Origin of the sequence: Bacillus cereus group sp. TH152-1LC (genome assembly GCF_027710505.1) — a bacterium.
Classification (GTDB): Bacteria; Bacillota; Bacilli; order Bacillales; family Bacillaceae_G; genus Bacillus_A; species Bacillus_A mobilis.
Genome location: NZ_JAQFNK010000004.1, coordinates 195190 through 216743 on the forward strand (window position 1 = coordinate 195190; position 21554 = coordinate 216743).

The following is a 21554-nucleotide window of genomic DNA, read 5'->3' on the forward strand; positions in this document are numbered from 1 at the left end:
CTATTTACGGGCAGTAAGACCCCACTAATTAAAGTTTCACTTTATAGATTCACAAATACATTGTAGTAATGCTTCTACCGTGTACTCTTTCGGCATAATAATACGCGGAAAATAAAGGCTCGCCTCTTTTTCCGTAATAGGCCCTATACAAGCAATTGTACATTTTTTTGTCCATTCTCTCCAGTTTGTACCCTCAAGTAAACGAACAAAACTAGTAACAGTTGAAGGGCTCGTAAATGTAATAATGTCTACTTTCCTTACTTCTAACGCTTCTATTAACTCTTGTTTTTTCTCTGCATTTTCTTTCGTACCATATACGATTAGCTCATCTAGAGAAACACCAATTTCGCGAAGTGCAACTGGAATTACATCTCTTGCTAAATTCCCTTTCGGAAATAAAATGCATTCGTTTCCACTTAGTCTTTTTATAAACTCTTCTGCAAATGCTTCTGCAACAAATGAAGTTGGAACGAAGTCCACTTCATAGCCCCGCTTTTCTAACTCTAACCTTGTTTTCACGCCTACTGCAGCAATTTTAGTCGTTACCGGGAGCCTCTTTCTCAAACGATCTAGAAAAAAAGCTACCCCATTTTTACTCGTAAAAATAACCCAGTCATACGAATGTAGTTGCCCTGCTATATGTTGAATCTGTCGATGGGACATACCTTCCATACGCAAAAGCGGAATTTCCAATGGAATTCCGCTCTTTTCTTTCACCACTACACTCATTTGTTTTGCTTGATGCTGGGCACGTGTAATCAATACCGTTTTGCCAGCGAGAGCGTTCATATTTATTGTTGCCCCTTATTTGCAGCAAGAATGAGTTCTTTTGCGCCTTGTTTAATTAAACGGTCCGCAGCCTCTAATCCTACTTCCGCTGGATTCGTTCCTACTACTGTCTCTTTTAATAAAACAGAACCATCCATAGAACCGACAAGAGCTGTTAATTCGATGGCATCGTTTTCTGTAAGGGTTGCATATCCAGCAATCGGAACTTGGCATCCACCTTCAAGTTTATGAAGAAATACTCGCTCAGCTGCCACTGTTCTTTCTGTTACTGCATCATTCATATGCGCTAACAGCTGTCGTAAATCCTTATCGTCCTCACGGCACTCAATCGCTAATGCACCTTGTCCTACAGCAGGTACACATAACGTCTCATCTAAATGTTCTGTAATAACTTCATTATCCCAGCCCATTCTTTGTAATCCAGCTGTCGCTAAAATGATTGCATCGTAATCTTCTTCTTGTAATTTACGTAAACGTGTATCGATATTTCCGCGAATCCACTTCACTTGTAAATCTGGTCTCGCGGCTAATAATTGTGCACTGCGTCTTAAACTACTCGTACCTAAAATAGAACCTTCTGCTAAATCTTTAAACGATGCTCCGCTTTTTGAGATAAAAGCATCACGAGGGTCAACACGCTTCGGTATACAACCAATCATTAATCCTTCTGGAAGTACGGCCGGCATATCTTTCATACTATGTACAGCCATATCAATTTCTTTCGTAAGTAACGCATGTTCAATCTCTTTCACAAACAAGCCTTTTCCGCCTACCTTTGAAAGAGTAACATCTAAAATAACATCACCTTTTGTGACGATTTCTTTCACTTCAAATTCATATGGTAAACCTAGCGCTTTTAACTGATCAATAAACCAGTTTGTTTGCGTTAATGCTAATTTACTCTTTCGTGACCCTACAATAATTTTGCGCATAATTCTCTCTCCTCATTATAAATACCAAAAGTGGAAGTTGGATAAACTGCTTAATAGAAAAATATTAATTAACATTACAAGAAATGCCCCGATGTTCCACTGCACGATTTTCTTCCCTTGCAACACATCTGCCACTCGTAAATATAGGCCAGCACAATATACAAATAGAACGACAAAAGATCCGATCACTTTCGTATCATACCAATGGAAATTGTCCAATTTCGTATATCCCCATATGCACCCTAATAAAATAGCTAGTAAGAAAAATGGAACAGAAAATAAATTTAATCCGTAAGACATCGATTCTAGCTTCGGTAAATTCCCTAACCTTCTTAATCTCGCATTCCATTTTTTCTTTTTTAATAGGCGATATTGTAATAAATACATGATAGAAAAAATGAACGATACAGTGAAAGTTGCATAAGAAATAATAGCCATACCGACGTGTACATATACAAGTTCCGAAACTAATTGCTCAGCAAGTACCGGCGACATCTTTCCGAGCGGTGTAAAAATAGAAAAAGCGCTTACGCCAAATGCGACAACATTTGTAAAAAAGACTAGAAAGTCGATTCTCATAAATCGATTAATGACTAACGACATCGTAATCAATAGCCAAACATAAAAATAAATCCCTGATAATAAAGTTAATATAGGGTTCGTTTCTGAATCTGTAGCCCGAAGTAACATGAAGATAGACTGCAGAACCCATACAATCGAAAGTAACCAAAAAGCAAATCGGTTCGCCTTTCGGTTACTTTGGAAATAATCTATAAAATATAAACTAATGCTACAAGCATATAAAATAATTGCAATATGATAAATAATACTGTTATTTAAAAAACTCATCCGATCATCCTTCCAAATTATAAAGATGGAACGGATGGTGTCCACGCTCTTTTATGTTCTACTTCTTCCGCACTACTCTCTACGTCTTCCATTTCTAAATCGAAAATCTTTGCAAATAACGCTAATTTTTCGTCTGCTCCCTCTTCAGCAGCTATTTCTTTCGCTACTAAAATTGGGTCTTTTAATAATTGATTAATAATACTTTTCGTATGCTTACTAATTACTTTTCTCTCACGATCACTAAGATTCGGTATTTTGCGTTCCAAACTTTCCATCGTTTCACTTTGGATAGCAAGTGCCTTATCACGAAGAGCTGCTATTAACGGAACAACACCAAGTGTACTTAACCACGTTTTAAATAAAACAATTTCCTCTTCAATCATAAATTGAATTTTCTCTGCTTCTTTCAAACGCTCAGCACGATTTGCTTCCACTACTCCTTGCAAATCATCAATGTCATATAAGAAAGAACCTTCTAGTTCATCAATCGCTGGATCAATATCACGCGGCACTGCAATATCCACCATAAATAACGGACGACCAGAGCGCATTTTCTCTACCTTTGTCATCATCTCTTTCGTAATAACATACTCAGATGCACCAGTTGAACTAATTAAAATATCCGCTTCTAATAATGCACATTGCAATTCACTTAAAGGCTTTGCATGTCCCATATATTTCTCAGCCATTACTTCCGCTTTCATAAACGTCCTATTCATAACTGTTACTTTTCGAGCACCGCTTCCATATAAGTTTTGCAGTGCCAGTTCACCCATTTTGCCAGCACCAAGAATAAGTACGTGACAATCTGTTAGCTCGCCGAATATTTTCTTCCCAAGCTCGACAGCAGCATAACTAACCGACATCGCACTTTCACCAATCGTCGTTTCTGAGTGCGCACGTTTCGCTAACGTCACCACTTGCTTAAACAATTCATTAAAAATTGTGCCTGTTGCTTTTACTTGTTGCGCTTCTAAAAAGCTATCTTTTATTTGACCTAAAATCTGCGTTTCTCCGACTACCATAGAATCTAAACCGCACGTTACGCGGAATAAATGGTCTATTGCACCATCTTGTTCAAAAATAGTTAAATATGGTGCGACTTCTTCTATTTCAAGCTGAAACCAATCAGCTAAAAACTTCTTAATATAATACCGTCCCGTGTGTAATTGATCGACAACAGCGTAAATCTCAGTGCGATTACAAGTGGATACAATGACATTCTCTAACACGCTCTTTTGATTTTGTAATGTAGTCATTGCTTGCTCTAGCTCTGCTGCCTGAAATGTGAGTTTCTCACGAAATTCTACAGGGGCTGTTCGATAATTTACACTAACAACAAGAATATGCACGCAGCATGTCCCCCTTCACCCGTTTTATCACTTTATCTACTATCATAATACAACTTTCCTCTTATGAATCTGACAATCGTGTGAACAACCGATTATTTTTTATTTATTCTCCGTATGTAATAAAGGAGATTCAGTAAAACTAATAAAGACTTTCTACTTTATAATGATTATAAATTAATAACTCTATTTGTACGTTACCAAAAAAAGCACTCATAATCAAGTGATGGAAACTATTCCATATGAATTATAACATCATCTTTCCTATCTTCTTTCATCATGAAGGAAAATATGTATGATTGTTCCAAATTGTAGCACAAACTTTCTCAATACAATGTATTTGACATTGTATTTCTTTTTCGTTATATTGATTTCACAAAATTAAATTGTGCACAACTTAATTAGAAGGGAGTTATGTATGACAGAGAATTCTTTACATCTAGATAACCAACTTTGTTTTTCTATTTACGCCTGTTCTAAAGAAGTGACACGCTTTTATCGACCACATTTAGAAGAGATAGGTATTACGTATCCTCAATACATTACTTTACTTGTACTATGGGAGCAAGATGGACTAACAGTAAAAGAAATTGGAGAACGTCTATTTTTAGATTCCGGCACGTTAACACCTATGTTAAAGCGGATGGAATCATTGCAACTTGTAAAACGTGTTCGTTCCAAAGAAGACGAGCGCAAAGTTTGTATTGAATTAACAGAACAAGGTAAAGATTTAAAAGAGAAGGCTTGTTCATTGCCGACAACAATGGCAACAAATTTAGGAATTACAGAACAAGAATATCGTTCTTTATTAATTCAATTAAATAAACTAATGGAAACAATGAAAACAATAAATGAAAGAAAAGGGGAATAAACATGGATAAATTATATACTGCTTCAGTAACTGCTACAGGTGGACGAAACGGAAAAGTAGTTTCAGATGATGGCATATTAAATCTTGATGTAAAAATGCCGAAAGCACTAGGTGGTGCAGGCGGAGAGGCAACAAATCCAGAACAGCTATTTGCTGCTGGTTATGCCGCTTGTTTTGATAGTGCATTACAACTTGTCATTCGTACTAAACGTGTGAAAGTAGAAAGCACAGAAGTAACTGCTCACGTTTCTATCGGCAAAGATACAGATGGCGGTTTCGGCCTATCTGCTGTACTTGATGTACACATTGCTGGCGTTTCTCACGCTGAAGCACAAGAACTTGTAGAAGCTGCTCACGGTGTATGTCCTTATTCGAAAGCAACAAGAGGTAATATTGAGGTTACATTAAACGTAAAATAAAAAAATGTAGTAAATAAAAAAACGCGCGACATTCGTCACGCGTTTTTTGTTTTTGTCATTCTATGAATTGCCTTCCACGCTTCTTCTTTTCCAAGTCCTGTTTCAGAAGAGAATAGAACAATTTCATCGCCAATTTCAACAGCAAGCGTTTCTTTTACAACTTTTAAATGCTTTTGCCATTTCCCTTTCGGAATTTTATCAGCTTTCGTCGCAATAATAATTGTTGGGATTTCATAATGCTTTAAGAAATCATACATCATCACGTCATCATTTGTTGGTTGGTGACGTAAATCAACTACTAATACAGCTGCGTCTAATTGCTCACGCGTTGTAAAGTATGTTTCAATCATCTTGCCCCATGCTGCACGCTCTGATTTAGATACTTTCGCATATCCATAACCTGGAACGTCAACAAAATGCATCATCTCATTGATTAAGAAAAAGTTCAGCGTTTGCGTTTTTCCTGGTTTAGAAGAAATACGTACTAACTTTTTACGATTTAAAATTTTATTAATAAAGGAAGACTTCCCGACATTTGAACGACCTGCTAATGCAATTTCTGGTAAATCACTGTCTGGATATTGTTCTGGTTTAACAGCACTAATTACAATATCTGCTTTTGTTACTTTCATTGTTTCACTCCTACTAATGCGTGCTCCAATACTTCATCTAAATGAGATGCAAGCACAAACGTAAGGTTTTCTTTTACGCTTTCTGGAATATCATCTAAATCTTTCTCGTTTTCTGCTGGCAAAATAATTTTTGTTAAGCCTGCGCGGTGAGCACTTAATGTTTTTTCTTTTAAACCACCGATTGGTAATACACGACCACGAAGTGTAATTTCACCTGTCATCCCCACTTCTTTACTTACAGGAATACCTGTTAGTGCAGAAATAAGTGCCGTTGCCATCGTAATACCTGCTGACGGTCCATCTTTTGGAACTGCTCCTTCTGGAACATGAATATGAATATCATTTTTCTCATGGAAATTCGGATCAATCTGAAGCTCTTCTGCACGAGAACGAATATAGCTAAACGCTGCTTGTGCGGATTCTTTCATAACATCCCCAAGTTTCCCTGTTAAAATTAATTTCCCTTTACCTGGCGCTACAGACACTTCAATCGCTAGTGTATCGCCACCTGCTGCTGTATATGCTAACCCTGTCGCCATACCAACTTGGTCTGTTTTTTCGGCTTGCCCATAACGGAATATGTGCTTACCAAGTAAATCAACGATGTTTTTCTCTGTTACTACAATACGCTTGCGTTCTGCTGTAACGATAATTTTTGCGGCTTTACGACAAACTTTTGCAATTTGGCGCTCTAGTGTACGAACACCAGCCTCACGTGTATAATAACGAATAATTTCAAGAAGTGCTTCATCACGTACTTGTAAATTACCTTTTCGTAAGCCATGCTCTTTTAATTGTTTCGGCAATAAATGTTCACGGGCAATGTGAACTTTTTCAAGTTCAGTATAACCGGCAATCGAAATAATTTCCATACGGTCAAGCAATGGACCTGGAATACTTGAAAGTGTATTCGCAGTTGCTACAAACATAACTTTCGATAAATCATATGGTTCTTCAATGTAATGATCACTGAAGTTATGGTTTTGTTCTGGGTCTAACACTTCAAGTAATGCTGCGGATGGATCTCCACGGAAATCGTTAGACATTTTATCAATCTCATCTAATAAAAAGACTGGATTAACTGTTTTCGCCTTTTTCATACCTTGAATAATGCGTCCTGGCATTGCTCCAACATACGTACGGCGGTGACCACGAATTTCAGATTCATCACGTACACCACCAAGGGATACACGGACAAAATTACGATTTAATGATGTTGCGATCGAACGCGCTAACGAAGTTTTCCCGACCCCAGGAGGTCCTACTAAGCAAAGGATAGGTCCTTTTAATGAATTCGTTAACTTCTGTACAGCTAAATATTCAAGTACGCGCTCTTTCACTTTCTCAAGACCGTAATGATCTTTGTTTAAAATCTCTTCCGAATGAGCAAGATCAATCATATCTTCTGTCGCTTCTGTCCACGGAAGTGCTAATAACCAATCCATATAATTGCGAATAACACCGCTCTCCGCAGAACTTGCTGGTAACTTTTCATAACGATCTAATTCTTTCAGTGCTGCCTTCATTGTTTCTTCCGGCATTCCTGACTGTTCAATTTTCTCACGAAGTTCTTCAACTTCCCCGCCCTTACCTTCTTTATCGCCAAGTTCAGTTTGAATCGCCTTCATTTGCTCACGTAAGAAATATTCTTTTTGCGTGCGCTCCATTGAACGTTTCACTTTTTGTCCAATTTTCTTTTCTAAACTAAGTAACTCTTGTTCATCTTGAATAATTGAAATAAGTGTATGTAATCGTTCCTTCACAGATACAAGCTCTAAGATTTCTTGTTTCTGCTTCGTTTTAATCGGCAAGTGAGAAGCAATTAAATCAGCTAATCTTCCTGGCTCTTCTACATCAGCTACCGTTGCAAATGTTTCATTTGAAACTTTTTTCGAAACTTTAATATATTGTTCGAAATGCTCGAGTAATGTGCGCATAAGAGCTTTCTCTTCTAGATCATCTTCCACTTCTTCCGTTACCGTTTTGATAGAAACTTGCACTACATTTTCTTCTTCGATAAACTCTACTACTTCAGCTCTATGTAAACCTTCTACAAGGACACGAAGCGTACCGTTCGGCAATTTTAACATTTGCTTCACTTTCGCCACTGTACCTACACTATATATGTCATCTTCTTTCGGATCATCGATATTCATTTCTTTTTGCATCGCTAAAAAGATGATATTTTCATCCATTGCCGCCTGCTCTAGTGCTTGTATCGATTTATCACGTCCTACATCAAGATGCAGAACCATCGTTGGATATACGAGAACGCCTCTTAATGGTAGGAGGGGTACGATTCTTTCATTCGTATTCATACTAGACATAGCACCTCCATAATAAATTAAACTCCTGTTCAACTATTTTATATTACAATACATCTAGATGCAATTGCAGAGATTTTCCGCAATTGTAAATCCCTCGTTTTTCTCCCTTATAAAAAGGAAAAAAGACTCCGCTTAAGCATACAAACTTAAACGAAGTCTGGCAAATTTTATTATCGTTCATTCTCACATTGATTGTGCATCTGTTTCATCCACAGCAGTATGTATATCAAGCTCTCGATGCATATTTTCCTGCATAAATGTTAGCTCAAATACTTCTTTTAACTTACGAACAGGAATGATTTCAATGCCTTTTATTGTGTACAAAAACGGTTGCATGTTTTCAGCAGGAATGATGACTTTCTTCGCACCTGCTTTTTTCGCAGCTTTTATTTTTGCATACACACCACCAATAGGTTTCACTTCACCGTGTATACTTATTTCACCGGTCATCGCTACTTCATTATTCACATACGTACGATGCACTGCTGAATATACACCCGTTGCCATAGCAATACCTGCCGAAGGCCCATCAATTGGGATACCACCTGGAAAATTAATATGTATATCGTATCCTTCTGGCAACACATCTAGAGAACGAAGTACCGTTAATACATTATCTACAGAACCTTTCGCCATACTTTTACGGCGAATGGATTTCGTTTGACTACCAATACTTTCCTCTTCAACAATTCCGGTAACATTTACCGATCCTTTATCTTTCGCTTTGATTGCTGTTACTTCAATTTCTAATAACGCGCCTGTATTTGGTCCGTATACAGCCAGTCCATTTACAAGGCCGATTCTTGGAATAGGATAAATACGTTTTTCATATTTTGGTGTAAGTTGACTAGAGTGAACAACCCACTCTATATCTTCATCTTTAATGAAAGAACGTTCTTCATTTATCGCCATACCAGCAGAAATTTGTACAAGATTAATCGCTTCTCGTCCATTTCTTGCATACATCCCAATCATTTCAATACCATTTTCACCTATTTGCATTTCCACTTTGTCAGCTGCATTCTTCGCTACTTTTTGAATCTCTTCTGTATCTAACTCACGGAAAAATACTTCTAAGCAGCGTGACCGAATAGCAGGAGGAATCTCCTCCGGCGAACGTGTCGTCGCCCCAACTAAGCGAAAATCGGCTGGTAAACCTTTTTGAAAAATGTCATGTATATATGTTGGAATCATCGTATTCTCTTCACTATAGTATGCACTTTCCAAAAATACTTTCCGGTCTTCTAGCACCTTTAACATTTTGTTCATTTGAATCGGATGTAGTTCACCAATCTCATCAATAAACAAAATACCACCATGTGCATCTGTTACCGCACCTTTTTTCGGTTGCGGAATACCCGCTTGCCCCATTGCACCAGCACCTTGATAAATCGGATCATGTACCGAACCGATTAAAGGGTCTGCAATACCACGTTCATCAAACCTAGCTGTCGTCGCATCCAGTTCAATAAATGTTGCATTCGTGCGAAATGGAGATTTTGGATTTCGTTTCGCTTCCTCTAAAACAAGACGTGCTGCCGCTGTCTTTCCAACACCTGGCGGACCATATATAATCACATGTTGCGGGTTCGGGCCACAAAGAGCCGCTTTTAACGACTTAATCCCGTCCTCTTGCCCTACAATATCTATAAAGGATGTAGGACGCACCTTTTCCGCAAGCGGCTCTGTTAAAGAAATCTCGCGCATTTTACGAAGTTGTTCTAATTCTTTTTTCGATTCTCGATCAATTGAAACTTTTTGTGTTCGCTGATTTCGAAGTAAATGCCAAAAGTACAATCCGACAATTACACCAAAAACAAGTTGAACAAGTAAAAATATATTTGTCCAGCTCATCATTTATTTCCTCCCGCAATGTTTTATCTCTTAGTATTTCCGCGGAGGAACATAGCTAAACATAAAGAAAAACAGCAATTATAAAAATTGCTGTTTCTCCTTCTCACTATGCAGATGTTTTTGTATCAAGTACAGTACCGTCTTGTAAAACCAATTTCGGCGGTTCATTATCAGCTACTGTTTCTTTCGTAAGAATACACTTCTCAATATCTTTGCGAGATGGCAGTTCGAACATTACATCCAGCATCAAGCCTTCAATAATAGAACGAAGTCCACGAGCACCTGTTTTACGTTCAATTGCTTTTTTCGCAATTTCAATTAGTGCACCTTCTTCAAACTCTAACTCAACATCGTCAAGCTCCAATAATTTTTGGAATTGCTTAACAAGTGCATTTTTCGGTTTCGTTAAAATATCAACAAGAGCATCTTCATCAAGCGGCTCTAGGTTCGCAATAACTGGAAGACGACCAATAAACTCTGGAATTAAACCAAATCTTAAAAGGTCCTCTGGTAATACGTGAGATAAAACATGCTTCTCATTTACATCAGCATTTTTCTTCTCCGCACCAAATCCAATTACTTTTTCACCAAGACGACGTTTAATAATTGGCTCGATGCCATCAAACGCTCCACCACAGATGAATAAGATATTCGTTGTATCAATTTGAATAAACTCTTGGTGCGGATGCTTACGACCACCTTGAGGTGGAACGCTTGCTACAGTACCTTCTAAAATTTTCAGAAGTGCCTGCTGCACACCTTCACCAGATACATCACGTGTAATTGATGGATTTTCGGACTTACGTGCCACTTTATCAATCTCATCAATATAAATGATTCCTTTTTCCGCTTTCTCTACATCATAATCAGCTGCTTGGATCAATTTTAGTAAGATGTTTTCTACATCTTCCCCAACGTATCCAGCTTCAGTTAAAGATGTTGCGTCCGCGATTGCAAATGGAACATTTAAAATACGCGCTAATGTTTGTGCCAGTAATGTTTTACCACTACCCGTTGGCCCAATAAGTGAAATATTACTCTTCGCTAATTCTACATCATCAATTTTGCTGTTAGAATTAATGCGTTTGTAATGGTTATATACCGCTACCGCTAGTGCTTTTTTCGCGTTATCTTGTCCGATGACATACTCATCTAAGATTTCACGAATTTCTACCGGTTTCGGTACATCTTTGAATTCTACTTCTTCGTCCTTCGCAAGCTCCTCTTGTACAATTTCAGTACAAAGTTCGATACACTCGTCACAAATGTAAACACCTGGACCTGCAACTAACTTTCGAACTTGCGTTTGTGTTTTACCACAGAAAGAACATTTTAATTGACCTTTTTCATCATTAAATTTAAACATATTTTCACACCCCTTACAAAGTGCTAACCTCTTGCCTTCGTATGTACACGATAAATGTATCGTATGTAAATACATATTATGTCACTACGTGGCGAGAAATACAAATAATATGACTAGTTATGTACAAATAAAAAAAATTTAAAACTTTTGAAATATGTATATTCGACTTGTAAAGGAAGTTTTCCTTCTTCATCGAAAAGTTTTATAAATATATTTCTATATTTATAAAACAAGGCACGATTAAAATCGTGCCTTGTTATTTTATTATGCAGCGTTTTCTACTAAGAAATCTACAGCTTTACGCACTTTAAGATCTTCAGCTAAAGCGTCTACGCTTCCAAGAGCTTGCTTGATAGCGTCTACTGGCATACCGTACATTTCAGCCATTTTTTCAACTTCTGTAGTTACTTCTTCTTCAGTAACTTCGATGTTTTCAGCTTCAATGATAGCTTCAAGAACAAGGTTGATTCTTACGCGTTTTTGAGCGTCTTCTTTCATTTGCTCTTTTAACTTGTCAGCGTCAGTACCTGTGAATTGGTAGTAAAGCTCAAGGTTCATACCTTGTTGGCTTAAACGTTGCTCGAATTCACGAACCATACGATCTAACTCAGTGTCGATCATAGCTTCTGGAATTTCGATTTCAGCGTTAGCAGCAGCTAATTCTACTACTTCGTCACGTACTTTGTGCTCAGCTTCGTGCTTTTTGCCTTCTTCTAAGTTTGTACGAAGTTTTGTTTTTAATTCATCAAGAGTTGCAACCGCTTCGTCTGCTTCTTTAGCGAACTCGTCGTTTAACTCAGGAAGTTCTTTTGTTTTGATTTCGTGAATTGTCACTTTGAATGTAGCTGGTTTACCAGCTAATTCAGCAGCGTGGTACTCTTCTGGGAATGAAACTTCAACTTCTTTAGAATCACCAGATTTAAGACCAATTACTTGCTCTTCGAAACCAGGGATGAAAGTACCAGAACCGATTGCAAGAGAGTAGTTTTCGCCTTTTCCGCCTTCAAATGCTTCGCCATCAACGAAACCTTCGAAGTCGATTACAGCTGTATCACCGTTTTCAACAGTTCCTTCTTCTTTAACAACTAGTTCAGCTTGACGCTCTTGTAAAGATTTTAATTCGTTCTCTACATCTTCGTCAGTTACAGTTGTTTCAACTTTTTCTACTGCTAAACCTTTGTACTCACCTAATTTAACTTCAGGTTTCACTGTAACTTTTGCAGTGAAGATAAGGTTAGCATTTTTTTCGAACTTCTCGATGTTGATTTCAGGATGATCAACTGGGAAGATACCAGCTTCATCAATCGCTTCACCGTATGCTTTTGGTAAGATGATATCTATAGCATCTTGATATAAAGATTCGATACCAAAGCGTTGTTCGAATAACGGACGAGGCATTTTTCCTTTACGGAAACCTGGTACGTTAATTGTTTGTACTACTTTTTTGAACGCAGCGTCGATAGAGTTGTTTACTTCTTTAGCATCAACTTCGATTGTTAAAACGCCTACGTTACCTTCTAATTTTTCCCATTTTGTAGCCATTTATTCTTTCCCTCCAACTATAATAATGTATGCACATACCTCTATAGATTAAAATCTTCATTATCTCTTTTTTGAAATAACAAAAGTACAAATAATCCTCTAGCAAAAGCTTTCAGATATAATGTTCCAATCTACTAATTGCCTAAAAGACAACTACGGTATATTTTGTTCGAGAATAATATGAAACATATTAAGTAAGAGAATTACACTTCTCTTCTCTTACAAACAGGCAGATTTCTGCCTTTTGCAACCCTTACATTATAACATAGAATATGCTCGTTTCAAGAACCGAACGATTCTTTTTCATAATTATACGGGCAAATATCCTTCTCTTTCAACACGTAATAACCATTGATAGGCAATATGAAACTCTTCCAATTCAATATTATACGCCGTCATAAGCTCTTCTTCATCAATAGTCAATCCGAAACGCTTTCTTCCAATTCTCTCTAAAACAGCAGCCCAAATCTCCACTTTATCCATTAATAGAGCGAATGGGAAAACGCTAATTCGCAATTCTTTCCAATATGTAACCATCGCATCAAATATATCGGGATAATTTTGCTCTAATCGGTTTGATAATGTATGTATAATGTTATCGGATTGCTCCTCATTATGACCTGTAAATGCCGGAATCACCTTAATCGTATTCCCAAACTTTTCTACCTCTATCTCTTCTTCTATTTGATTTTCTATCATTTTATATAAAATAGAAGTTTTCAAATAAGGGTGCTGTTTTTCGTCTATTAAAAATTTCTTTAAAATAGGTAATGCTAGATCCAAGTCTTTTAACGAAAGTTGCTGAATCGCTCTTAGCTTTTGTCCAAAGTTTTCTCCAAACATTTCATTAGTAAACTCATCTAAATCAAAATTTGAATCGACTAGTGACGTATCCACTTCATTTAGCATACCTTCTGCAAATAAAGCGAGCTGCGCTAATTTTTCCTTTTGCTCAGGCATTATATCTTTCGTTTGCAAAACTTTTTCGACGGTTTCAATAACACCTTCATAATCATTTGTTTGAACTAAAATCGTCACATATGTTTCAAGGATATCACCAAATAATACAGCTCCCGTTTCAAGTAACTGTTCACATTTTTCTTTCGCTTCTTCCATATGCTTTAATTCTAACAAACAAATAACAGAAGCGAGTTCCGTTTGTTCCGTTTCTGCATTATACTGACGTAATATTTCAAAGCAGCGCAATGCATCTTCGAATTTCCGCTCTTTCAGTGCTAAAAAACCTTCATCAATATATCGCTCAGATAGCTGCGGAAACAATACGACCGTATTTTCTTTTTTATCCATACGTCCGCCTCTTTTTCTAGATTTTAATTATCTTTAAAGTAAATATATCAAATGAGTAATGAGAACACAACATCCCAAAACTATTTGTTTGAAATATGGAAATATTTAATTTTTATATTTCCATATAAACAAATCCTTACCAAAAATTAAAAATGCGCAAATAAAAATCCTCAGCAATTCAAGCAGAGGATTCATCCTTAATGGAAAGCTTTTATAATAGTGGGGTATATAACAAGGGTAATAATTTGGAGAACAATAATTGCCATAACAATCATGCTACAATAGAAGATCGGTTTACTTCGCTTCATTAAAAACATAATAATAAGCATCGTACAAGCAAACAAACTTAAGAAGAACAAACTCGTTGTCGAACTAAGTATACCACTCGGGACAAAGAACAATAACACTACACTACAAGTACCTATAATTCCAAATAACCATTCCATTCATTCACTCATTCCCTTTCCCTCTCATGGCAGTTTTTTGACTAAGCGATTAAATGTTTTACAACATCAACTACATACGTTAATTTCTCATACGCTACAAATCCAAAAGCAACTGTTAAACCCGTTACGATTAATCCCTTCATCATTTCTTCCTCCTCGTTTTATCGTTGTTACCTTTATTATAGAGGATTAGCAATTTGTTACCATCGAACTTCCTTACAGTTACCTTACAGAATTGTAAGATTTCAAAAGGGAGAGAACAACACCCCCTATTACTTCAGATGGCATCACGGAATTTCTCTGTAATCACTTGTTTTTCTCGTAGTTATTTTTCAGAGAATCCACCCTTAAACTAATAGATTTACTAAATAACTTAGGATTGAAATAATTATTCGTTACTTTCCTTCACTTACCTTCAAATGTTTTCATTTATAAGAAAACACTTTATTGAAATCGTGTTAATATATTTTTATATAATTAAGAATTTAATTTTAAAGGGGGATTATGTATGTTTAAAAAAATGGCTGCAGATGTATTAGGACTAAGCGATGTAGGATCTGTCATCACACCGAAAGATTACGATAAAGTTGATGCTGATGATTATGTGATGCATGAAGACGGGGAAAAAATTTATTTTCTAATTAAATCAAAATCAGATGAATATTGTTTTACAAACAAAGGATTACTCCACTTAGATGGTACAAGCGCAACGAGTAAAAAACGGACACTACGCCGCTTTAGCTATAGTAAATATCAAATTAAAAACGTAGCACTTGAAACTGCTGGAACAATTGATTTAGATATAGAAATTAAGTTCCAAATGGGAGATGAGCATTATTCAATTGATGTTCATAAAAAACATATTGAAGAATTAAAAGATTTATATAAAGCTTTACTTAAAATAGAAGAAATCGCATACGACAACGATATTACATTGCAGTATGCACACAAAAGTCTAGATATGGCATCTAACGCTTTTAGCCGCATTTCAAACGCACAAGTAAATTTAGCAGAACAGTTTAAAGAAATGAACGAAATCGCCTTTAATTGGCTCGTTGATACGAAGAAACAATATAACGTGAAAGATTATGGTTTTGTCTTTGAGAAGTTTATTAATAACTAAACAAGAAACCCTTATTATCTATTGATAACAAGGGTTTCTTAGCGTCCCAGGAGAGATTTGAACTCCCACTCCGCCCATTTCCGTACTATTTTATATATTTTGATCGCAGTCTTAATATATCTTCACCTTCGCGAATGCCTGCCGATCCCTTCCTCACATTTTTTACTACAGTCCAATCCGGGTTAGTTTCATCACCGATGTTCTGTACTGTAAAGTTGCCATCACCATATTTCCGGTGACCTTCTGCCAATTTCTCCGTTAAATCATTCTCATTTGGTCTCGCCATCTTTGCGCCATCTCCCTTTTTTATACAACCTTCTTAAACTGTCCAGTCAATTGGAGATTCTCGCTTTCCGCTTCTATTAATTGTAACACACTGTCGGGGATAAGTTTCGATCACAGCTGCTCAATCGTACTAGAATTGTAAAAAGTTTTATAACATTCTAAGTGATTAATTAGGGGAATCTGGATATGGATTCGAGTTCCATCATAAACCTATTGATTCTTTAAATTAAATAAGAGGAATAGGGCGCATAAATAGCGCTCTTTTCTTAATGAACTTTAATCTGCAATACATAATAATTATCATATATTACGTTATATTTTATACCTCTTGTACATACATCAATTTGTAGACAAACAAAAAACCTTGTTATCAAAAGATAACAAGGTTTTCTTAGCGTCCCAGGAGAGATTCGAACTCCCGACCCGTCAATTACCTACGATATATAAACGATTCTTTCATCGTTTGCTGAACGTTCATTTGAGCGGTCAACTGACCGTTTTTGTTAACTAATATTATACGCTATATAGCAGCTCTACGTCAATGCTGAAAGTACTCTTATTCTACCGATTTCTCCTATCGGTAATTCTGACGCATTTAGATGATACTATACTCATGAAAGAAAAGATAATAACCTAGAATCACGAATCTCGGTATCTCGTATTTCGAATATATGACATAAAAAAAAGAACGACCCTATGTCGCCCCCTATTAGTTTGATAACGCTTGTTTCATAGCCTTACTTCGTCTTTTTCTCTCTCTTACACACTTCATGCAACGGGCTTTCTTGCCGCCTCGTCCGTTACTCTCGAATTTAATTAACGGCTTAATCTCTTCGCATTGCTTGCAAGCTCGTGCCATGACCGGCTCGCCGTCTACCACTATAGTGACTAGCGGTGTATGTTCGAAGGTATACCGTGATTCTCGAAGATTGCAGTATTTACACCACGTATGCAACCCGTCGGAGTTCGTTCTGTTCTTATGAAACTCGCTACTTAACTTCGTCTTCTTACAGTGTGCGCATTGTTTCATATTAAACCCCTCCAAAGAGTACGCTATCTTCATCGCAGCCGTGTCGTTCTACATAAGCCGTCATACCGCCGTCACCTTTCACAACTTTCTTTTGCGCCTTCCATTCGTCCGCATTGTGGTCATACGTGATTAAGTACCGGTTTTCTCCGAACTCCTTGCGAGCCTTTGCAATAATCTCGGGTAATTGTTTATGTACATTTTGCGCTTTAGTTTTAGTAGTTGTCTTCGTTGTTGTCGTTGTCATTCTCCTTCGTCCTCTCTTCGCTTATGTTTATGAATATATGAAAATGGCGGGCAAAGTCCGTAAAGACCTCGCCCAATTTTGTTATTAACCTACGATATGTCGTGACATCGCCATACCACGAACAACTTGTGGCTGCGGTGACGAATAGTTTTCATTTGAGTAGCTTCGCCCTAATCGAGCATAAACCATCCCAGGGCGTGGCTTTGTCGCCTCTTCGTGCTGCACCATTACTTCCTCGCTCGTTAGTTCCTTTGTTTCTTCTTTTACTACCTCTTCGATTGCTTTTGTTGCTTTTTCCATTTATGATCTTTCCCTTCGTTAGTTAATTTAGCTGGGGCGATATCGTCCGCCCCTAACGTTTATTACTTATTAACCTCGACCGTGTGCGTTAAATCTGACGCAAACTTGACCGTAATATCATTGCCTAATCGTTCGTGTAGTCCGTTCATGATACGACTAATCTCGTTATAGCTGATTTGCTTGCCTTTCGTTGCTTCGATTTCGATTACTGTTTTCATTTTCCATTACCCCTTTGTTAGTTAGTTTTTATATTTAGGCGAGACAATAGCCCCGCCGTGTCTTCGCTAGCCTTTTCTACCTGTTCCGCCGCCTGCGATGAATGCATCATTTAGCTCGTCCAGCGTGTACTGTTTCGTTTTCATATTCGCTTACCCCCTTAGATTATTCGCTAAATAAGTCGTGTCCGAATCGCTCATGATTCTCGATTTTCTTTCCTACTAATGCGGCTGTTTCCGCTTGCTCTTCGAAGTATTTAGCGGGTTCATTTACGTATTGCCCCGCAGTATGTCCGAGATTTTCCGTAATAGCCGTTTGTACTTGTCCGATTGCGAATGATGCCGAGCGCATTTGATTAATACTATCTAGTTGCCCTTTGATTTCGTCGAAGTTCGGTACTTGCGATGCATTCGCTAGTTTTTGGCTCATTCCTAATAAGAGCGGGCGAATATGTGGCAAGTTGTCACCTTTGCCGACTAGTTCCGCTAACTGTCCCGTGAAATAGCCTTGTAATTCGTGCGCTGTCTTTCCGTTCTTGCTCGCTACCTCTACCATTCTCTCTAAGTATTGGATAGCTGTATTTTGATTAGGTGCTAGTAACACCTTTGTTTTTAGGTCGCTGATTTCCGCATCATATAAAATACGGTCGGCTTCGTTTAAGTCTTCGAATTGTGGCGTTAATAACGCTCGTGTTTGCTTCTCGGCTTCGTCTAATAACCCATTATACTTGCCTCGGCGGTCTTTCATTTCATCTAGTAATACGTGTGTTGCTACTTTCTTAATGCGTCCTTTTCTTGCTGCCTTGCCTTCGAATGATAGTTCTCGATTTTCTCCTGTTTTGCGAATTTGCTCGTTAACTCCGCCATCTGACATTAGTAACTCACGTACATAACTCGCTGTACCTGCTTTAATATCTCGTGCCTCGTGCATTAGTTCTACTGCTGTTTTTGTGTTTGTCATTTTTATTTATCCCCTTTGTTAGTTAGTAGTTTATGTAACTTATTACGCATATTTTTAAAAGCTCTTTTGAGCTTTGCGCTTACGAATCTTTCTTTCTTGTCTTGTTTCTTCGCATCTTTTATCTCTTTTTGATAAGCGCTAATATAGATGTCGTCTAACGCTTCGAGTATCATCGGATTTTCCATAATGCGGCGACACTCGCTACATTCAGACTTCGCTTTCATTTGAGTTAGCACATACGCACTAGAAAGCGTTTCTTTATATATGGTATCGCTGCACGTATATAAATCGAATGCGAGCGGATACTGACTTTTACAGTTAACTTCTACAATCTCGATTAGTTTTTCTGCGATTGACAGGCCGCTTTTAATGATATCTTTTAGCGGTGCTATAACTTGTCCGACTGTGTGACCGTCTTCGTATACATACGCCACTAAAAACGAGTGTGAGCGATATTCTATGATATCGGCAACGCATAGCGGGCGTTTAGTTTCCTTCTTCTGCTGTGTGTTCATCGCTTAAGATCTCCTTTCTTATCGTTTGCTCTTTTTCTTAGGCTGTCTGATGTTTCTAGCAGCGTCATTCTTGTTCGTATAATTTGGAGGTTGTCGTCTCCAATTAGCTTTTCTAGTTTTTTAATGTTCTTTTTCGCAGGGACTGAATGACCTTTTTCCCATCTGTTTACGGTGAGAAGAGTCACGCCGAGCGAGTTAGCGAATTCGGTTTGTGTTAGCCCAGCTAACTGCCGAATTGCTCGAATTTCTTGCGGATTCATTTGGAATCCCCCTTTCTTAGTTGTTTAATTTTTCATATTGAGGGTATGAATTTTTCATCATACAAATTTAAAAAAACAGAAGGTGCGACGCAGGTAAGGGAAATGCCACGCCATTAGCTTATTAACTATTTATCTCTTCACATATATGTACTTCTACGGATATAAAAATTGGCGTCCTTTTTGATTTGTAACGTAACTGTAATAATGTTTACAACCGGTTACGCATCTTGCACCGCCTTTTTACCCCCTGCATTCGCTATAGGCGCAGCAACCCGCCGAAACGGGTCACTATTCTATTATTTTTCCGTGAATTGGCGGTATAACTTCTTAATCTCGCTCTCTAGCGGATTATTTAATACACCTCTATCGCACACATACGGGCTGATAACATACCCACGCCCTTTAACGCCAGTCTTCGCACCGCTTACCGATATCATTGCCCCGTCATTGATAAGCGTTGATAATAGGTTTCGTGTCGAGTTGCTTGCGATTCCTAAAATCTTCGCTATGTCACGAGAACTTAAAATCTCGACTTGTGACGGCTCGAACTCCTGCGGATTCTTGCATAATACGTATGTATCTTTATGAGCGAATGGCATTAGTTTGAAAATAGCACCTGCTTGGCGGTCTGATAGTTTCGATAGAAGTTGTTTTGCCTCTTCCTTATATACCTTCGTAAAGTTATCGAATGCACCGCCAGCGTTTCCGCATCTTACTAAATCCTCGTTGATATAATAGAGCGTTGGACGCTGCGAGTTATCACGAATCACCGCACCGATCTTTTCTAAATCTTCTAGCGCTTTAAGTGTCGATTTCTTCCCACGCCCTAGTAATTGCTGCATGTCTTTCGTTGTTAGCGGTCGAATACCATACTTGCCTCGCCCCGTGTCGTGCATTAATAAACCGCCCGCATTCATTTGCAGGTATAACGATAGTTTGAAGAATACGCCGAGCTGATTTAATGTGACGTGGCTATATCTCTCGCCCTCGTTTCCGTTAACCATTACGAAGCGGCGTGTATCTTCCTTGCGTGTTTCCTTGTATCGAATCGCATCTAGTTCGGCTGGGGTTCGTACCCTTTGAGTTTCTGCGATTGCTACCGCTTGTTTTAGTGCCGTTTGTTGTGCCTCTGTTAGTCCCTCGATTGAGCCAGCGTGTATAATGGCGCTGATTTCTTCGAATAGATTGCCTGTTTTATTCATTATGATTCCCCTCTCTCGTTGTAATCGGATGTAAACTTGTCACTTATTTGACTCCTTCGTCACTGAATTTGTCACTTATTTGACTCCTTCAAAAAGTGCCTTCAGCCTTAGAGCCGCAATGGATGTAAACGGATTTGCATATAAAAGTACTCTGTTATCTGTGTGGATAACGAAACATCTTTGACGCAGCAACTACATAGCGTCACGGCTTCCTTATCGTTGCCGAATAACGGTTTTGATTAATGCGCTTAATTAAAAGAACATACGCAATAATAGTTATTGTGAGAGCTTGCGAACACTCGAAGCGAAGCGCCGATATATCTTTTAACGTTTCTAAAGAGATTGGCGCAACTCACGGCTGTAATTGGCTAGATTCTGCGATATTTCTCTAAACTATTTTTAACGCCTTCGTATGTATAGGTGCGCCAGCAGTCAAAGAAAGGGCGAATCTATTAAATTATGTTGTGCTGCGTTTTGTCTTCTCACTTCTATTGGCGCACTAGTTATCGAATATTGGTATTGTATTGGCGAATATAAACACCCCGAGATTCAAAAAATAATATACATATTTCTATATATACATTCTTTAAGATGTTATAGAAATGACTTCGTAAAAGCGGCGCAAATGGCTTCGCTGGGACTTCGTTATAATTCGAGGGGATTCGATAGAGAATGCGTGAGGGAAATACGGGAAGGGCTTCGCTAGAGAGCTGCGTCAAGTGCGGGCGGGAAGTA

The 21554-nt window shown here is 37.9% G+C and carries 22 protein-coding genes; 3 read left to right on the forward strand and 19 right to left on the reverse strand.

Translation table 11 applies throughout. The features are described from left to right. Window positions 1-36: 36 nt before the first annotated feature. The 4 genes from hemD to hemA are packed head-to-tail and all read right to left on the reverse strand — an operon-like array spanning window position 37 to window position 3922. Window positions 37-789 carry a uroporphyrinogen-III synthase gene (hemD, locus tag PDL00_RS13100; protein ID WP_270729444.1) on the reverse strand — a complete coding sequence of 251 codons (753 nt, stop codon included), beginning with the start codon at window positions 787-789 and terminating at the stop codon, window positions 37-39. A 2-nt stretch (window positions 790-791) separates the two neighbouring features. After that, the gene (gene hemC, locus PDL00_RS13105) at window positions 792-1721 is read right to left on the reverse strand and encodes a hydroxymethylbilane synthase (RefSeq protein ID WP_270729446.1); all 930 of its coding nucleotides are present in this window, start codon (window positions 1719-1721) and stop codon (window positions 792-794) included. Between the two features lie 15 nt (window positions 1722-1736). Then, window positions 1737-2570: a cytochrome c biogenesis protein gene (locus tag PDL00_RS13110; RefSeq protein ID WP_000008998.1), complete on the reverse strand. Its 834-nt coding sequence runs from the start codon at window positions 2568-2570 to the stop codon at window positions 1737-1739. A 17-nt stretch (window positions 2571-2587) separates the two neighbouring features. Next, a complete protein-coding gene (gene hemA, locus PDL00_RS13115; RefSeq protein ID WP_270729448.1) occupies window positions 2588-3922 on the reverse strand; it encodes a glutamyl-tRNA reductase in 1335 nt (444 codons plus the stop codon). Window positions 3923-4337: 415 nt separating this feature from the next. Here hemA and PDL00_RS13120 point away from each other — a divergent pair, with 415 nt between their 5' ends. Next, window positions 4338-4790 carry a MarR family winged helix-turn-helix transcriptional regulator gene (locus PDL00_RS13120; RefSeq protein ID WP_270729450.1) on the forward strand — a complete coding sequence of 151 codons (453 nt, stop codon included), beginning with the start codon at window positions 4338-4340 and terminating at the stop codon, window positions 4788-4790. 2 nt (window positions 4791-4792) lie between these two features. Then, window positions 4793-5209, forward strand: a complete 417-nt coding sequence (locus PDL00_RS13125; protein ID WP_270729453.1) for an organic hydroperoxide resistance protein — start codon at window positions 4793-4795, stop codon at window positions 5207-5209. A 35-nt stretch (window positions 5210-5244) separates the two neighbouring features. Here the strand turns inward: PDL00_RS13125 and ysxC are convergent, their stop codons facing one another. The 7 genes from ysxC to PDL00_RS13160 all read right to left on the reverse strand — a co-directional run bounded on the left by ysxC (window position 5245) and on the right by PDL00_RS13160 (window position 14684). Further along, a complete protein-coding gene (gene ysxC, locus PDL00_RS13130) occupies window positions 5245-5841 on the reverse strand; it encodes a ribosome biogenesis GTP-binding protein YsxC (RefSeq protein WP_000869115.1) in 597 nt (198 codons plus the stop codon). Continuing rightward, entirely contained in the window at window positions 5838-8168 is a 2331-nt protein-coding gene (gene lon, locus PDL00_RS13135) for an endopeptidase La (RefSeq protein ID WP_270729455.1), read from the reverse strand. The genes ysxC and lon overlap by 4 nt, the downstream gene beginning before the upstream one ends. A gap of 183 nt (window positions 8169-8351) precedes the next feature. Next, entirely contained in the window at window positions 8352-10022 is a 1671-nt protein-coding gene (gene lonB / locus PDL00_RS13140) for an ATP-dependent protease LonB (protein ID WP_270729457.1), read from the reverse strand. Window positions 10023-10128: 106 nt separating this feature from the next. Further along, on the reverse strand, window positions 10129-11388 hold the full coding sequence (gene clpX, locus PDL00_RS13145) for an ATP-dependent protease ATP-binding subunit ClpX (protein ID WP_000472283.1): 1260 nt from the start codon (window positions 11386-11388) through the stop codon (window positions 10129-10131). A gap of 264 nt (window positions 11389-11652) precedes the next feature. Next, window positions 11653-12930, reverse strand: coding sequence for a trigger factor (tig, locus tag PDL00_RS13150; protein ID WP_242254970.1), 1278 nt, complete (start codon window positions 12928-12930; stop codon window positions 11653-11655). Between the two features lie 309 nt (window positions 12931-13239). After that, a complete protein-coding gene (locus tag PDL00_RS13155) occupies window positions 13240-14238 on the reverse strand; it encodes a hypothetical protein (RefSeq protein ID WP_270729459.1) in 999 nt (332 codons plus the stop codon). Window positions 14239-14435: 197 nt separating this feature from the next. Further along, window positions 14436-14684, reverse strand: coding sequence for a hypothetical protein (locus tag PDL00_RS13160; RefSeq protein WP_001973787.1), 249 nt, complete (start codon window positions 14682-14684; stop codon window positions 14436-14438). Between the two features lie 508 nt (window positions 14685-15192). Here PDL00_RS13160 and PDL00_RS13165 point away from each other — a divergent pair. After that, entirely contained in the window at window positions 15193-15807 is a 615-nt protein-coding gene (locus PDL00_RS13165; RefSeq protein WP_163096185.1) for a PH domain-containing protein, read from the forward strand. Window positions 15808-15892: 85 nt separating this feature from the next. Here PDL00_RS13165 and PDL00_RS13170 read toward each other — a convergent pair whose 3' ends face one another. The 8 genes from PDL00_RS13170 to PDL00_RS13205 form a co-directional block, all read right to left on the reverse strand. Further along, complete coding sequence (locus PDL00_RS13170) at window positions 15893-16093, reverse strand: cytoplasmic protein (protein ID WP_270729462.1); 201 nt, start codon at window positions 16091-16093, stop codon at window positions 15893-15895. Between the two features lie 1030 nt (window positions 16094-17123). Continuing rightward, window positions 17124-17366, reverse strand: a complete 243-nt coding sequence (locus tag PDL00_RS13175) for a hypothetical protein (protein ID WP_270729464.1) — start codon at window positions 17364-17366, stop codon at window positions 17124-17126. Between the two features lie 84 nt (window positions 17367-17450). Further along, a complete protein-coding gene (locus PDL00_RS13180; protein WP_270729466.1) occupies window positions 17451-17666 on the reverse strand; it encodes a hypothetical protein in 216 nt (71 codons plus the stop codon). A gap of 62 nt (window positions 17667-17728) precedes the next feature. Next, window positions 17729-17884, reverse strand: a complete 156-nt coding sequence (locus PDL00_RS13185; protein WP_270729468.1) for a hypothetical protein — start codon at window positions 17882-17884, stop codon at window positions 17729-17731. Between the two features lie 163 nt (window positions 17885-18047). Next, complete coding sequence (locus tag PDL00_RS13190) at window positions 18048-18842, reverse strand: hypothetical protein (protein WP_270729470.1); 795 nt, start codon at window positions 18840-18842, stop codon at window positions 18048-18050. Between the two features lie 2 nt (window positions 18843-18844). Further along, complete coding sequence (locus tag PDL00_RS13195) at window positions 18845-19357, reverse strand: hypothetical protein (RefSeq protein ID WP_270729472.1); 513 nt, start codon at window positions 19355-19357, stop codon at window positions 18845-18847. Continuing rightward, window positions 19354-19617 (reverse strand): helix-turn-helix domain-containing protein, encoded by a 264-nt coding sequence (locus PDL00_RS13200; protein ID WP_270729473.1) that lies wholly within the window; start codon window positions 19615-19617, stop codon window positions 19354-19356. Before PDL00_RS13200 ends, PDL00_RS13195 begins: the two co-directional genes overlap by 4 nt. 296 nt (window positions 19618-19913) lie before the next feature. Further along, on the reverse strand, window positions 19914-20621 hold the full coding sequence (locus PDL00_RS13205) for a hypothetical protein (RefSeq protein ID WP_270729474.1): 708 nt from the start codon (window positions 20619-20621) through the stop codon (window positions 19914-19916). Window positions 20622-21554 lie beyond the last annotated feature (933 nt).